The following is a 13,273-nucleotide window of genomic DNA, read 5'->3' on the forward strand; positions in this document are numbered from 1 at the left end:
AAAACAGGGGCCAGATTGCCTATATCCTCCCAATAGGCAAGGGACGCCCCGGCGAAGGCCGGCCAATGCAAAGGGGTACCAGCATGTCGCAACCGCACACGCGCGAACGCTTCGATATCGTCGTCGGAGGCGCCGGCTATGTCGGCCTGGCGACAGCCGTGGCGATCAAGGCGTCGGCGCCGGAGCTTTCGGTGGTGGTGGTGGATGCAGCACCTGAAAATGCCTGGCAGCGCGACGAACGGGCCTCTGCAATCGCTGCTGCGGCAAGCCGCATGCTGGATCATCTCGGCATCTGGAGCGCGCTCTCCGAACATGCCGAGCCGATCCGCGACATGATCGTTACAGATTCGCGCAATGGCGACGAGATCAGGCCGGTTTTCCTGACTTTCGACGGTGAAGTCGAACGGGGCGAGCCTTTCGCGCACATGGTGCCGAACAAGGAATTGGTGAAGGCGCTGCGATCGCGCGCCAAGGACCTCGGCGTCGATGTCCGGCAAGGCTTGAAGATCACCGATGCACGCGAAGAAACCGACCTCGGCGTGCGTGCGGTGCTTCTGTCGGACGGTGACACGATCACCGCACGGCTGGTCGTTGCGGCCGATGGATTGCATTCCGGCCTGCGTGCCATGGCCGGAATCAAGACCGTCAGCTGGAAATACGGCCAGTCAGGCATCGTCACCACGGTGCGGCACGAGCGCCCGCACAATGGCCGCGCCGAGGAGCATTTTCTGCCCGCCGGACCGTTCGCCATCCTGCCGCTGAAGGACAATCGATCGTCGCTCGTCTGGACCGAGCGCACCGACGAAGCTGATCGGCTGGTGGCGGAAGACGATTTCGTTTTCGAGGCGGAACTGGAGCGGCGCTTCGGTCACAAGCTCGGCACCATCAGTCTCGCCGGCGGACGCCGCGCTTTCCCGCTGGGTCTCACGCTTGCGCGCGATTTCGTCGTGTCGCGCATGGCCCTGGTGGGTGATGCGGCGCACGGCATCCACCCGATCGCCGGGCAGGGTCTCAATCTCGGCTTCAAGGATGCGGCTGCGCTGGCTGAAACCGTGGTCGAGGCATCCCGCCTTGGACTTGATATCGGCTCGGTCTCGGTTCTGGAGCGGTATCAGTCGTGGCGACGTTTCGACACGTTCCAGATGGGCGTGACGACCGACGTGTTGAACCGGCTTTTTTCTAACGACGTGACGCCGCTGCGTATGGTGCGCGATGTCGGTCTCGGTCTCGTCGACCGCATGCCGAAGCTCAAGAGCTTCTTCATCAAACAGGCTGCCGGACTGTCCGGCGAAGGCGCGCCGCGGCTTCTGCGCGGGCAAGCCATCTGAATGTTTGGAGCGAGGGTAGCGGCATCCGACGGTTGGGAGAACGTCAATCCGTCAGCTTGCGTGCCTCGGAGACGAGCATGATCGGGATACCGTCGCGGATCGGATAGGCGAGTGACGCCTTCTTCGAGATCAGCTCGCCTGCCTGCTCGTCGAGATCGAGGTTGGACTTGGTCAGCGGGCAGACCAGCAATTCCAGAAGCTTGAGGTCGAGCTTTGGCGTCGTGGGATCATCATCCATGGCCGGCACCCTTCATCCAACGCTTACTGCAGAACACCGTCATAATCGTCCGAGGCGCGCGCAAGCGCAATTTCGGTGATGGCGACGAGTGTGTCGGCCCGTGTCTTCAGGTCGGGGGCCTCAAGCAGCGCCTGCTTCTCCGGCGGCCCGTAAGGCGACATCATCGACATGGAATTGACCAGCGTCGTGTTCGAGGCACGCTGCACGCTCTGCCAGTCCACTTCGAGCTGGTTGGCATCGAGATAGGATTTGAAGCTTGAGAGAAGAGCTGCTCGATCGACGCTGTCGGCCGTTTCATCGGGCGCCAGATCGCTCAGGAACGGCGCGATACGGAAGCTGCGATACGGCTTGCGGGAAACGACCTCTTCGATCAGTCGCGTGCGGCACACACCGATGAGCGACACAATGTAGCGTCCGTCACCGGTTTCGGAAAAGGACACCACGCGGCCGATGGAGCCAACCGAGCAAAGGCCTGACTGCGCATCCGACGTTGCGCCCGGGCGTTCAAACTCTGGCTGAACGATGCCGACCAATCGATTGGTCGCCATCGCGTCGTCGAACATGGCGAGATAGCGCGGCTCGAAAATGTTGAGCGGCATCTGTCCACCGGGCAGGAGCAATGCGCCCGTGAGCGGGAACATTGCTACAGAATCCGGCAGATCCTTCTCGGTGCGGTAGTGGGCGTTGCCAGCCTGCATGGCGTGGAGCAGCCTTTCATGAACAGAGACTAGAGATGTGGCGTTCTGCCGCCCAATCTCAAGTGGCTCCCTCTCAAATGGGCCGGCAAAGCTGCATCACGAGAACAAAATGGACGACAGCTTGCGGCGGGCCGCCAGCGTTGCCGGATCCGTCGGGCCCCAGGTCTCGAAAAGCGCCAGCAATTCGCGCCGGCCGCCATCGTCGCGCCAGCTCCGGTCGGCCTTCATGATGGCCAGCAGATGATCGGCGGCTTCGTTGCGCTGCCCACGGATGCTGAGGATCTTTGCGAGGTCGAGCAGTGCTTCGAAGTCGTTGGGATCAGCTGCAATGCGCGCTTCCAGCACTGACGGATCGCCAAGCTTCGCCACCTCGGCCTCGAGCGCCAGCCGCGCGAGAATCTTCGCCACGTCCGGATGGGCGCGTGCCTTTTCGTCCAGCGCGCCGAGAAGCTGCTCGGCTTCCTGCGTGCGGCCGGCGGCGATCATGCACTCGGCCATGCCGGCCTGAGCGGCAACATTATCGGGCGCATGCTGCATGACGGCCGCGTAGATTTGTGCTGCTCCCTGGATATCGCCGGCGTCCAGCCGTTCGCGCGCCTGGTCGAGGGCGGCCTGGATCTGGGCCGCCTCATCATCCTTGCCGCCACCGGCGCCGACGATCTTGTCGATGAATGCCTTCAACTGGCTTTCGGGCATCGCGCCCATGAAGCCATCCACGGGCTGTCCGTTGACGAAAGCAAACACCGCCGGGATGGACTGCACGCCCATCTGGCCGGGGATCGCCGGATGCTCGTCGATGTTCAGCTTGACGAGCTTCACCTTGCCGCCCGCTTCGCGCACGACCTTTTCGAGCACCGGCGTCAGCTGCTTGCAGGGGCCGCACCACGGCGCCCAGAAGTCGACCAGAACCGGCTGCTTGCGCGATTCCTGCACGACATCGGCCATGAACTTAGCCGTCGTCGTGTCCTTGATGAGATCACCGGCGGCATTGGCTGCGGACGTCTGGCCCTGATCGCCGAACGTGACGTTCATGGTGGGTTGCCCGCCTTGGCCGGAGGTCAAAAAAGTGTTGTCGCTGTCGGTCATCTTTGGGCTCCGGAATGAAAGGCGTGGATCGGGCCTGATCTGCCCGCAAAATCGGCATTCAGCTTGAAAGTTTCAAGATCAGCGGGTCGTGGTCGCAGTCCTGCAGGTAACGGATGAGATCGGCGCTGCTCAGCGATGTCGTTGCATCGTTGGAGAGCGGATGGGCATTGATGGTGTCGTTTTTCATCAGCGCGGCGTCCAGCGCGACGGTGACCACTCCTTCGCGATCGTTGAGCGCCGCGAGAGACGTGACCGAGCCCGGCTCGACGCCCAGATACTCCATCAGTGCGTCTGGCTTGCCGAAAGACACGCGGCCGCTCGCGCCGATCAGGCCATGCACCTGCTTTAGGTCCACCTCGGCCGTTTCCTCGAGCACCAGCAGGAAGTAGCGCCCCTTCTTGTCCTTCACGAACAGGTTCTTGGTGTGCGCACCCGGAATGTCGTCGCGCAGCGCCTGGGCTTCGGCGACGGTGAAGACCGGTGCATGGCGGCGCGTCTCATGCGTGATTGACAGGCGGTCGAGCCGCTCGAACAATGCCCGTTGCGCCTCGGTCCACTCGCTCATCATCCGCCTCCAGTCTCGCTTCCTGCCTGTGGTGCTGCTTCATATGGCGCCTTGGACTGAGAGGCAAACGTTGGCCCGGGCGAGATGCGCGAGCTCGCGCCAGGCGCTGGAAAATTTTGAAAGGCCCACGCGATTTTGCCTGTTGCAATCTGCAGCGGCTTGCGTCATACAGCGCCGGTCGACGCGCCAAGCGCTTCGACATCGCGGTCCATCGTTACCCCCGGACCATGCGATTGAGCGGGTGTAGCTCAGGGGTAGAGCACAACCTTGCCAAGGTTGGGGTCGAGCGTTCGAATCGCTTCACCCGCTCCAATTTCTCTTCGATCGTTCAGTTATGCAGCTTCCACCGTCTGATCGTTGGGAGGTTTTGGCGTTTCTGTTTTCCCAAGGCTTCCATATACAAAAGCCGGCGCTCAGCAGCGCCGGCCTCGTTGCCACAAGCGTTCGTTCGCTACTCCGCCAATTCCAGATATTCGCTCACCGGCGGGCAGGAGCACATCAGGTTGCGGTCGCCGTAGACGTTGTCGACGCGGTTGACGGGCGACCAGTATTTGCCGACGCGGAAGGAGCCGGGCGGGAAGCAGGCCTGTTCGCGGCTGTAGGGGCGGTTCCACTCGCCGACGAGATCTTCCACCGTGTGCGGCGCGTTCTTGAGCGGGTTGTTGTCCCGGTCGAGGCGGCCTTCCTCGATGTCCTTGGCTTCGCGGGCGATGGCGAGCATCGCTTCGCAGAACCGGTCGATCTCGGCCTTGGTTTCCGATTCGGTCGGCTCCACCATCAGCGTGCCGGAGACGGGCCAGCTCATGGTGGGGGCGTGGAAGCCCGAATCGATCAGGCGCTTGGCGACATCCTCGACGGTCACGCCGGCCGATTGCTGCAGCGGTCGGGTGTCGATGATGCACTCATGGGCGACGCGGCCCGCCTTCGACTTGTAGAGCACGTCGAACGCGCCTTCGAGCCGCTTGGCGATGTAGTTGGCGCTGAGGATCGCGACCTTCGTCGCCTGGGTCAGGCCTTCGCCACCCATCATCAGGCAGTAGCTCCACGAAATCGGCAGGATCGAGGGTGAGCCGAAGGGCGCTGCCGAAACGGGGCCGTGGTCGCCGCCGGTCTGCGGATGGCCCGGAAGATACGGGATCAGATGCGCCTTGACGCCAATTGGGCCCATGCCCGGACCACCACCGCCATGGGGAATGCAGAAGGTCTTGTGCAGGTTGAGGTGGCTTACATCTGCGCCGATGTCGCCTGGCCGGGCAAGACCGACGAGGGCGTTGAGGTTGGCACCGTCGAGATAGACCTGGCCGCCATGCTCGTGGGTGATGGCACAGATATCACGCACCGTCTCCTCGAACACGCCATGTGTCGAGGGATAGGTGATCATGCAGGCGGCAAGGTTCTGCGAGTGCTGCTCGGCCTTGGCGCGGAAATCCTCCACGTCGATGTCGCCATTGTCGGCGGCTGCAACGACGACGACCTTCATGCCCACCATCTGCGCGGACGCCGGGTTCGTGCCATGCGCCGAGGTCGGGATGAGGCAGACATCGCGGTGAGCGTTGCCGTTCGCCAGATGATGGGCGCGGATCGTGAGAAGCCCCGCATATTCGCCTTGCGCGCCGGAGTTCGGCTGCATGGAAATCGCGTCATAGCCGGTGATCTGGCAGAGCTTCTTGGACAGATCGTCGATCAAATGACGGTAGCCGAGCGCCTGATCGGCTGGCACGAAGGGGTGCAGCTCGGAAAATTCCGGCCAGGTGATCGGCAGCATTTCCGCCGTCGCGTTCAGCTTCATCGTGCAGGAGCCGAGCGGGATCATCGAGCGGTCGAGCGCCAGATCCCGGTCCGAGAGCCGGCGGATGTAGCGGGTCATCTCGCTTTCGGCCCGGTTCATGTGGAAGATCGGGTGCGTCATGTAGTCCGAATTGCGCAGGTGCTTGTCCGCAATGCGCCAGCCCCGCTTTCCATCCGCCTTCATCTCTCCGCCGAAGGCGCGCCAGACCTTCTCGATGACGCCGGGCCGGGTGCGTTCGTCGAGCGTTATGGCGATGCGATCCTTGCCGAGCGGGCGCAGATTGATGCCGGCTTCGAGCGCGGAGCGGATGATCGCGCCCTGCAGGCGGCCGACATCGACGCTGATCGTGTCGAAGAACACGTCTTGGTCGATCGTGTAGCCGATCTTCTCCAGCCCTTCGGCCAGCATGACCGTGCGCTCATGCACGCGCTGCGCGATCGCCTTGATGCCGAGCGGACCGTGGAAGACGCCGTACATCGAGGCCATCACCGCGAGCAGGACCTGCGCGGTGCAGATGTTGGACGTCGCCTTTTCGCGGCGGATGTGCTGCTCGCGCGTCTGCAGCGCCAGGCGGTAGGCGCGGTTGCCGCGCGCATCGACCGACACGCCGACGAGCCGGCCGGGGATCGACCGCTTGTACTGATCTTTCACGGCCATATAGGCGGCGTGCGGGCCGCCATAGCCCATGGGCACGCCGAAGCGCTGGGTCGAACCGTAGGCGATATCGGCGCCCATTTCGCCCGGTGTCTTCAGGAGCGCGAGCGCAAGCGGATCGGCTGCGACGATGGCGATCGCGTTCTCGCCGTGCAACTTCGCGATCACGTCGGTGAAATCGCGGACCTGGCCGTTGGTGCCGGGATACTGGAAGATCGCGCCGAATACCTGCGCGGGATCGAGATCGCTCATGGGATCGCCGACGACGACGTCCCAGCCGAGCGGTTCGGCGCGGGTGCGCACGACGGCGATCGTCTGGGGATGGCATTCTGCATCGACGAAGAAGGTCGTCCTCTTCGACTTGGAGACACGCTCGGCCATGGCCATTGCTTCGGCGGCAGCCGTCGCCTCGTCCAGAAGCGATGCATTGGCGACATCGAGGCCGGTCAGATCGCAGACCATCGTCTGGAAGTTGAGCAGTGCCTCGAGCCGGCCCTGGCTGATTTCCGGCTGGTAGGGCGTGTAGGCCGTGTACCAGGCGGGGTTTTCCAGAATGTTGCGCTGGATGACCGGCGGCGTGATGGTGCCGTGGTAACCCTGGCCAAGCAACGAGACCAGGTTGCGGTTCATGTTGGCGGTCTCGCGCAGCCGGTCCAGCGCCTCGCGCTCGGTCATCGGCGCGCCCCAGGCGAGCGGCTCGGCCTGGCGGATCGCCTTCGGAACCGTTTCGTCGATCAGGGCATCGAGGCTTTCCGCGCCCACAACCTTCAGCATCTCGGCCATTTCTTCGGGCGAGGGGCCGATATGGCGGCGGTTGGCGAAATCGTAAGGCTGGTAGTCGGTGCGCTTGAACGTCATGGCGTTTTATCCAATCAGCTTTTCGTAGGCGTCCTGGTCGAGCAGGCTGTCGGCGGCGGACGGATCTGCGAGCTTCAGCTTGAACATCCATCCGGCGCCCGTAGGGTCGGAATTGACGAGAGACGGATCGTCGACGATCGCCTGGTTTACCTCGGTGATCTCGCCGGCGAGCGGCGCGTAGACTTCCGATGCGGCCTTGACCGATTCGACCGTTGCGGCATCGCCACCCTTCTCGAAGCTCGCGCCGACATCCGGCAGCTCCACGAAGACGAGATCGCCGAGCTGCTCGGCGGCGTGGTTGGTGATGCCGACGGTAGCGGTATCACCTTCGATCTTCAGCCATTCGTGGTCTTCAGTGAATTTCAACATGATGCTGTTCCATGGATGCTCGGTGATTATCGTTTGTAGGTTTGGGTGATGAAGGGTAGGGGCGAGATGACGACCGGGAGCCGCTTGCCGCGCACTTCGGCATAAAGCTTCGTGCCAGCATCGCTTGTCTCGGTCGGAACGAGCCCCATGGCGATCGGGCCGTCGACGCTTGGGCCAAAACCGCCGGAGGTGACCCGACCGATCGGCTCGCCGCCTTCTGCTTCGGCGAAAAGCGGGGCTCCGTCGCGCACGGGGGCGCGGCCTTCGGGTTTCAGCCCGACGCGGCGGCGCGGTGCGCCGTCATCCAGCTGCTTCAGGATTATGTCGGCACCGGGAAAGCCGCCTGCGCGCTCGCCGCCGGTGCGGCGCGGTTTCTGGATCGCCCATTCGAGGCTTGCCTCGACGGGTGTCGTCGCCTTGGTGATGTCGTTGCCATAAAGGCAGAGGCCGGCTTCGAGACGCAGCGAATCGCGGGCGCCGAGCCCGATCCAGGCGACGTTCTCGTTCTCCAGCAGCCGCCGGGCAAGTTCGGGCGCATCGGAGGCGGCGACGGAGATCTCGAAGCCGTCCTCGCCCGTGTAGCCGGACCTCGAGACGATGGCGGAAATGCCGTCAAGGTTCGCATCGCGCACATCCATGAACACCATGTCGGCGATGGCCGGGTCGAGCTTTGCCAGGACGTCCGTGGCTTTCGGACCCTGGAGTGCGAGCAGGGCACGGTCGTCGCGCACGCGCACCTCGCAGCTGTCAGCGAGGTAACGCTCAAGATGGGCAATGTCGGCCGCCTTGCAGGCTGCGTTGACGACGAGGAAGAGATGATCGCCGCGATTGGCCACCATCAGATCGTCGAGGATACCGCCATTCTCGTCGGTGAAGAGCGCGTAACGCTGTCGGCCGGGCTTCAGCGCAAGGATGGATACGGGGACAAGGGTCTCCAGCGCACGCATCGCGGTTCCGACCGCGCCGTCCTTAGGGTGAAGTTCGACCTGGCCCATATGGGACACGTCGAACAGACCCGCCTTCTGGCGCGTGTGGAGGTGTTCGCGCATGACGCCGGTGGCGTATTGAACGGGCATGTCGTAGCCCGCGAAGGGGACCATGCGCGCGCCGGCGGCCACATGCATCGCGTGAAGCGGGGTCTTCAAAAGGGGTGCTGCTGCGTCGCCCAAGCGTCATCTCCGGACTGCGCCGGAAGCCTTGATCCCGAAAAAGGGCGGCAAGGCTCATACGACCGGCGTCGGTTCAACACGAAGGCGGGAATGCCTTCGACACGACGCCCCCTCTGTCCCTTTGCCTGAGATTGTTATCCCTTCGGCGGACGCTGCAACGAGCGCCTCTCTCCAGAGTCTGTCGGTACCCGATGGTCCTTTTGCCTGAGAGTTTCCGGGGGCGATTGCTCCTTCGGCACCGGCGCTCCCAAGCGGGGTCCGGCTTCTCCCATCGAGTGGCCGCACGTTATGCGAAACCGACGCAAATGCAAGAGCGGATGACGCAAACGGGCGGGCGATCCGCGATCGCCCGCCCGCAGTATTTTTCAAGCTTGCCGCTTCGGCTGTCGTTCAGGCTGCGCGGCGCTGTGTGCTGCGGGCCGGTTCGTCGATGACGAACTGGGCGACGAGCTCGCGCAGTGCTTCGGCCTCGCCGGCCAGCGTGTGCGTCGCGGCGGTGGTTTCTTCCACCATCGCGGCGTTCTGCTGGGTCATCTGGTCCATGTGATTAACGGCGTGGTTGATCTCGCCGAGACCCGCAGACTGCTCGCGGGCGGCCGTCGCGATGGTCGCCACTGCGGCGTTGACCTGAACGACATGCTGCTCGATCTCGCTCAGCGCATCGCCTGTGGCGCGGACAAGCTTCACGCCGGCATCCACTTCCGTGCCGGAGCGGTTGATCAGTTCCTTGATCTCCTTGGCCGCGCCGCTTGCACGGCCTGCCAGATCGCGGACTTCCTGAGCTACGACCGCGAAGCCGCGCCCAGCATCTCCGGCGCGCGCAGCCTCGACCCCGGCATTGAGTGCAAGAAGGTTGGTCTGGAAGGCAATCTCGTCGATGACGCCGATGATGCGGGCGATCTGGCCCGATGCATCCTCGATGCGGGCCATCGCCGCGATGGCATCCTCGACCACCACGCGGGAGCGCTCCGCGCCGGCCTTGGCTTCGTCTGCCATGCGGCGGGCGTTGTCGGCCTGGGTGGACGAATTGCGCACTGTCGCAGTGATTTCCTCAAGCGCCGCTGCGGTCTCTTCGAGCGATGCGGCCTGCTGTTCAGTGCGGCGCGACAGGTCATCCGTGCCGGCCCGCATTTCGGCGGATGCACTGCTGATCGAGTGTGCGTTCTCCCGCACCATCTCCAGCGTCTCGCTGAGCTTGTGCATGGAGCTGTTGAAGTGCAGCCGCAGGCTTTCGAGGCTCGATACGAAAGGCTCGTCGAGGCGCACCGAGACATCACCTTCGGCAAGCCGCGCCAAGCCCTCGCCGAGGGCATCGACGGCGATCTGCGTCACCCGGGCATTCTCGGCCTTGATGCGCTCGCGCTCTTCGCGGTTTGCCTCGCGTTCGGCACGCGTGCCTTCGGCTTCCGCTTCCATCCGGGCTTTCTCGATCGCGTTTTCGCGGAAGACGCCGAGGGCGCGGGCCAGCTGGCCCAGCTCGTCGCTGCGGCCGGCATGGGCGATCGTCACGTCAAGCTTGCCATCGGCAAGATCGCGCGTCGCACCGATCAGGCTGGTCAACGGGCGAGCGATACCGCGCGAGATCACGAAGTAGCCGATGAGGCCGGCCAGGAGGAGCACCGCCGCGCCAAGCGTCATGAGAAGATAGCCGCGGGCCTGAAGGCTTTCGGCCAGTGCGGTGGAGTCGGCCGCAATTGCAGCGCGGCGCGTATCCACGACCTGCGCAATCAGTCCGTTCATCGCCACGGTGTCGGTGAAGACCGTGTCGACGATCATGCCGACCTCTTCGGTGATGGCGAGCTGCTGGCCGCGCAGTGCGATCAGGCCGTTGTTGCTGTCGGCGAATGTCTGCAATTGCGGCAGCTGCCCGGCGTCATCGGAATAGCCGGTTGCCTGCATCTTGGTGCCGAGCGTCAGGAAGAGGCCGAGCGCACGATCCTGCAGGCGGCGGATGGCCTCGGGATCGTTGGTCAGCGCGCCCTGAACGATGAGCGCGGTAAATTCGCGCAGCGTGGAGATCATCTCCAGCGTCTCTTTGAGCTGCTTCACCTGAATGTCGACCAGCTCCGTGATGGTCGCCGTGCTGCGCTCGACAGCGCGTTCGCCGCCGATCGTAAGATCAAACAGCATGTCGTCGACGGCATCGATCAGCGCCAGGTCGACCGAGTGCCCGACATCGATCAGCTGGGACATGAAGCGGCGCGTTGCTGGGGAACCGCTGGCGAAAAGCGGGTCACGGCGCATGGTGCGCGCGGCCGTCGGCATGTCGGCCAGCATGGTGAGCTCGGCTTCGATCGGCGGCAGATTGCCCGATGCCTGCAATTGTTCGATGAGAAGCTTCAGGCGGTCCGAGGCGGCGATCATGCGATCGTCGAAGGTGCGTGCAAGCGCGCCGTCTTCGGTCAGAAGGTAACCAGATGTCGCCGCGCTGGTGGAGCCGGCTTCGATGCGCAGGCTGAGCAGGCGGCGGAACGTCTGCATGTCCTCATTGAGGATGCCGCCGATGACGTCGCTTGCTTCCACTGCCGCGGACTCGCCGTCGAAGATCAGCGTGTAATAGGCATCGTCGGCAAGCGGCTGGAGCGCCAGCGCAAGGCTGTCATGGAGCGCGAACAGTTCGACGAGGCGTCGGTCGCGTTCTTCGCGGATGACGATGTTCTGGCGCGTCAGGCCGTCGAGCTCGTCCAGATTGGCTTCGAAAGCCTGTGCGCGCTCGCGCAGCTCGACGACCGCAGGCGCGCTGTCGGCTGAACTGCCCTGGGCTTCCGCGCTGGAGATCAGCGTGCCGACTGCGGCAGTCAGGCGCTCGAACGCCGCGGTGCGTTCGGTTTCTTCTTCGGCGTTGATGAGCTGCGATGACGCAATCGTCACGTCCGTGCTGAACGTGGCGAGTTCGCCGGCACTGATGACCTGCGGCACCTGCTCTTCGTTGAAGCGCTTGAATTCCGATTGTGCACCCTGGAAGGACACGACGGCGATGCCGATCGCCACGACGGTGAGCGTCGAGATGCCGGCGACCGCGGCCGTGAGCTTGCCGCGCACACCGAGGCCACCACGTCGCTTTGCGACGGCGGACACTGGTTTGGTCTCGTTATGAGTTGCCATGATTCTGGTTCCTGATGGTTTGTCGGGCAAAGCGATCAGCTTTGCGGGCCGGCGAGCGGGCGAAACGCACCGTCAGGGCCGATTTCGGTCAAGAAGACGTCGTCCAGGCCCTGATTGTCTTCAGGACCGAACTGCAGCGTGAGGCCATCCATCTCGAAGCTGCCGCGCTGGCGGATGCCGTTCAGGAACGCTTCGCGCGTCGGCTCGGGGCCGGCTTCCTCGATCGCCATCGCTGCGAGGCGGCCGGTGATGTAACCTTCCAGGCTGACGAAGCTCGGCTTCGCTTCGCCATCCACATTGGCAAGCGCTGCCTGGTAGGCCGCGATCAGGGGGTTGGTTTCGTCCCACGGGAAGGGGACCACCTGCGAGACGATGACGCCTTCGCCTTCACCCTCCAGCGTGGACGCGAGCGCGTCCGAGCCGACGAATGAGATGTTGACGAATGTCGGGTCGAAGTCGATCGAGCGGGCGACCTTCACGAATTCGGCGATCGGCAGATAGGCGCCGACCATCACGACGGCCTGTGCGTTGGCCTTGCGCAGTTCGAGCAGCGCCGCCTTCACGGCGGTCGTGTTACGCTGGTAGGTGCCGCGCGCCACAAGCTCCATTTCGCGGCGTTCCAGGGCGGCGACCGCGCCGCTGAGGCCGGCACGGCCAAAGGCATCGTCCTGGTAAAGAATGGCGATGCGCTTCAGCTTGCGCTCGTCGACGAGCAGTTTCATCCAGGTTTCGGTCTCGGCGTCGTAGGACGCCCGAATATTGACCACGTTGGTGAGCTTCGGATCGCGCAGGAAGCCGGCACCGGTGAAGGCGCCGATAAAGGGGACATTGGTTTCCATGGCGATCGGCTGCGTCGCGGCCGATGTGGGCGTGCCGACCGGCCCGATCAGGCCGAACACCTTGTCCTGGCCGATGAGGCGCCGGACCTCGTCGATGGATCGCGCCGGTTCATAATGATCGTCGCGGCTGATCAGCTCGAGCTGTCGCCCGTGCACTCCGCCGGCCGTGTTGATTTCATGAAATGCCGCCTGGATGCCGAGTTGCATGCCAAGGCCGAGCGCACTGGCCGGGCCTTCCAGCGGAGCCGCCTGACCGAATACGATGCGGTCGGCGAACACGCCGTTTTCGCTCGTTCTGGGCGATGCTTCCTGCGCGAAAGCGGCCGTCGATGCGAACAGCGCTGTCGAAATGAAGGCTGCAATGGTCCGTCCGCCGCCAAGGCGCCGTGCATGCGACATGTGATCCCCCGAGGATAGCGTGTGTACAGCATCCCGGGCATGCCGGAGTGTCGACAAACAATCATGTATTCGGAGAGCCCACACCTTCCGAAGCCGACCGCACTATTGAATAAAATGCATCCTAAAAAAGGTTAAACGCCGCACCCACGAATTGACATGGATCAATGGTGCTCTTC

Annotated in this window: 10 protein-coding genes, 1 tRNA gene and 1 riboswitch; of the genes, 2 read left to right on the forward strand and 9 right to left on the reverse strand. The window is 63.8% G+C overall.

The features are described from left to right. Positions 1-83: 83 nt before the first annotated feature. Positions 84-1,328 carry a ubiquinone biosynthesis hydroxylase gene (locus PU133_RS02595; protein WP_126007450.1) on the forward strand — a complete coding sequence of 415 codons (1,245 nt, stop codon included), beginning with the start codon at positions 84-86 and terminating at the stop codon, positions 1,326-1,328. A 43-nt stretch (positions 1,329-1,371) separates the two neighbouring features. On the opposite strand, the gene PU133_RS02600 is transcribed toward PU133_RS02595, so the two are convergent. From PU133_RS02600 to PU133_RS02615, 4 genes are all read right to left on the reverse strand, one after another. Then, entirely contained in the window at positions 1,372-1,566 is a 195-nt protein-coding gene (locus PU133_RS02600; protein ID WP_404863383.1) for a Trm112 family protein, read from the reverse strand. 23 nt (positions 1,567-1,589) lie between these two features. After that, a complete protein-coding gene (locus PU133_RS02605) occupies positions 1,590-2,264 on the reverse strand; it encodes an LON peptidase substrate-binding domain-containing protein (RefSeq protein ID WP_404863384.1) in 675 nt (224 codons plus the stop codon). 96 nt (positions 2,265-2,360) lie between these two features. Beyond that, positions 2,361-3,350: a thioredoxin gene (trxA, locus tag PU133_RS02610; RefSeq protein ID WP_404863385.1), complete on the reverse strand. Its 990-nt coding sequence runs from the start codon at positions 3,348-3,350 to the stop codon at positions 2,361-2,363. A gap of 58 nt (positions 3,351-3,408) precedes the next feature. Then, the gene (locus tag PU133_RS02615) at positions 3,409-3,918 is read right to left on the reverse strand and encodes a prolyl-tRNA synthetase associated domain-containing protein (protein ID WP_404863386.1); all 510 of its coding nucleotides are present in this window, start codon (positions 3,916-3,918) and stop codon (positions 3,409-3,411) included. Between the two features lie 234 nt (positions 3,919-4,152). Between PU133_RS02615 and PU133_RS02620 the strand changes: the two genes are divergently transcribed. Further along, positions 4,153-4,227: transfer RNA gene (locus PU133_RS02620), tRNA-Gly, on the forward strand. A gap of 139 nt (positions 4,228-4,366) precedes the next feature. Here the strand turns inward: PU133_RS02620 and gcvP are convergent. From gcvP to PU133_RS02645, 5 genes are all read right to left on the reverse strand, one after another. Next, positions 4,367-7,216, reverse strand: coding sequence for an aminomethyl-transferring glycine dehydrogenase (gene gcvP, locus PU133_RS02625; RefSeq protein WP_404863387.1), 2,850 nt, complete (start codon positions 7,214-7,216; stop codon positions 4,367-4,369). A gap of 6 nt (positions 7,217-7,222) precedes the next feature. Next, positions 7,223-7,585: a glycine cleavage system protein GcvH gene (gcvH, locus tag PU133_RS02630; protein ID WP_126007462.1), complete on the reverse strand. Its 363-nt coding sequence runs from the start codon at positions 7,583-7,585 to the stop codon at positions 7,223-7,225. Between the two features lie 26 nt (positions 7,586-7,611). Next, positions 7,612-8,709, reverse strand: a complete 1,098-nt coding sequence (gcvT, locus tag PU133_RS02635; RefSeq protein ID WP_404864416.1) for a glycine cleavage system aminomethyltransferase GcvT — start codon at positions 8,707-8,709, stop codon at positions 7,612-7,614. A 227-nt stretch (positions 8,710-8,936) separates the two neighbouring features. Further along, a riboswitch (glycine riboswitch) is annotated at positions 8,937-9,035 on the reverse strand. A gap of 109 nt (positions 9,036-9,144) precedes the next feature. Then, positions 9,145-11,859: a methyl-accepting chemotaxis protein gene (locus PU133_RS02640; RefSeq protein WP_404863388.1), complete on the reverse strand. Its 2,715-nt coding sequence runs from the start codon at positions 11,857-11,859 to the stop codon at positions 9,145-9,147. A gap of 35 nt (positions 11,860-11,894) precedes the next feature. Beyond that, the gene (locus PU133_RS02645) at positions 11,895-13,097 is read right to left on the reverse strand and encodes an ABC transporter substrate-binding protein (protein ID WP_404863389.1); all 1,203 of its coding nucleotides are present in this window, start codon (positions 13,095-13,097) and stop codon (positions 11,895-11,897) included. Positions 13,098-13,273 lie beyond the last annotated feature (176 nt).

Origin of the sequence: Georhizobium sp. MAB10, assembly GCF_045012825.1 — a bacterium.
Classification (GTDB): domain Bacteria; phylum Pseudomonadota; class Alphaproteobacteria; order Rhizobiales; family Rhizobiaceae; genus Georhizobium; species Georhizobium profundi.

Excerpts from the sequence above, each read along its gene's own strand:
- PU133_RS02645 (WP_404863389.1), bottom strand. The coding sequence starts at position 13,097 with ATGTCGCATGCACGGCGCCTTGGCGGCGGACGGACCATTGCAGCCTTC.
- gcvP (WP_404863387.1), bottom strand. The coding sequence starts at position 7,216 with ATGACGTTCAAGCGCACCGACTACCAGCCTTACGATTTCGCCAACCGC.
- PU133_RS02615 (WP_404863386.1), bottom strand. The coding sequence starts at position 3,918 with ATGATGAGCGAGTGGACCGAGGCGCAACGGGCATTGTTCGAGCGGCTC.
- PU133_RS02605 (WP_404863384.1), bottom strand. The coding sequence starts at position 2,264 with ATGCAGGCTGGCAACGCCCACTACCGCACCGAGAAGGATCTGCCGGAT.
- gcvT (WP_404864416.1), bottom strand. The coding sequence starts at position 8,709 with ATGCATGTGGCCGCCGGCGCGCGCATGGTCCCCTTCGCGGGCTACGAC.
- PU133_RS02595 (WP_126007450.1), top strand. The coding sequence starts at position 84 with ATGTCGCAACCGCACACGCGCGAACGCTTCGATATCGTCGTCGGAGGC.
- PU133_RS02600 (WP_404863383.1), bottom strand. The coding sequence starts at position 1,566 with ATGGATGATGATCCCACGACGCCAAAGCTCGACCTCAAGCTTCTGGAA.
- gcvH (WP_126007462.1), bottom strand. The coding sequence starts at position 7,585 with ATGTTGAAATTCACTGAAGACCACGAATGGCTGAAGATCGAAGGTGAT.
- trxA (WP_404863385.1), bottom strand. The coding sequence starts at position 3,350 with ATGACCGACAGCGACAACACTTTTTTGACCTCCGGCCAAGGCGGGCAA.
- PU133_RS02640 (WP_404863388.1), bottom strand. The coding sequence starts at position 11,859 with ATGGCAACTCATAACGAGACCAAACCAGTGTCCGCCGTCGCAAAGCGA.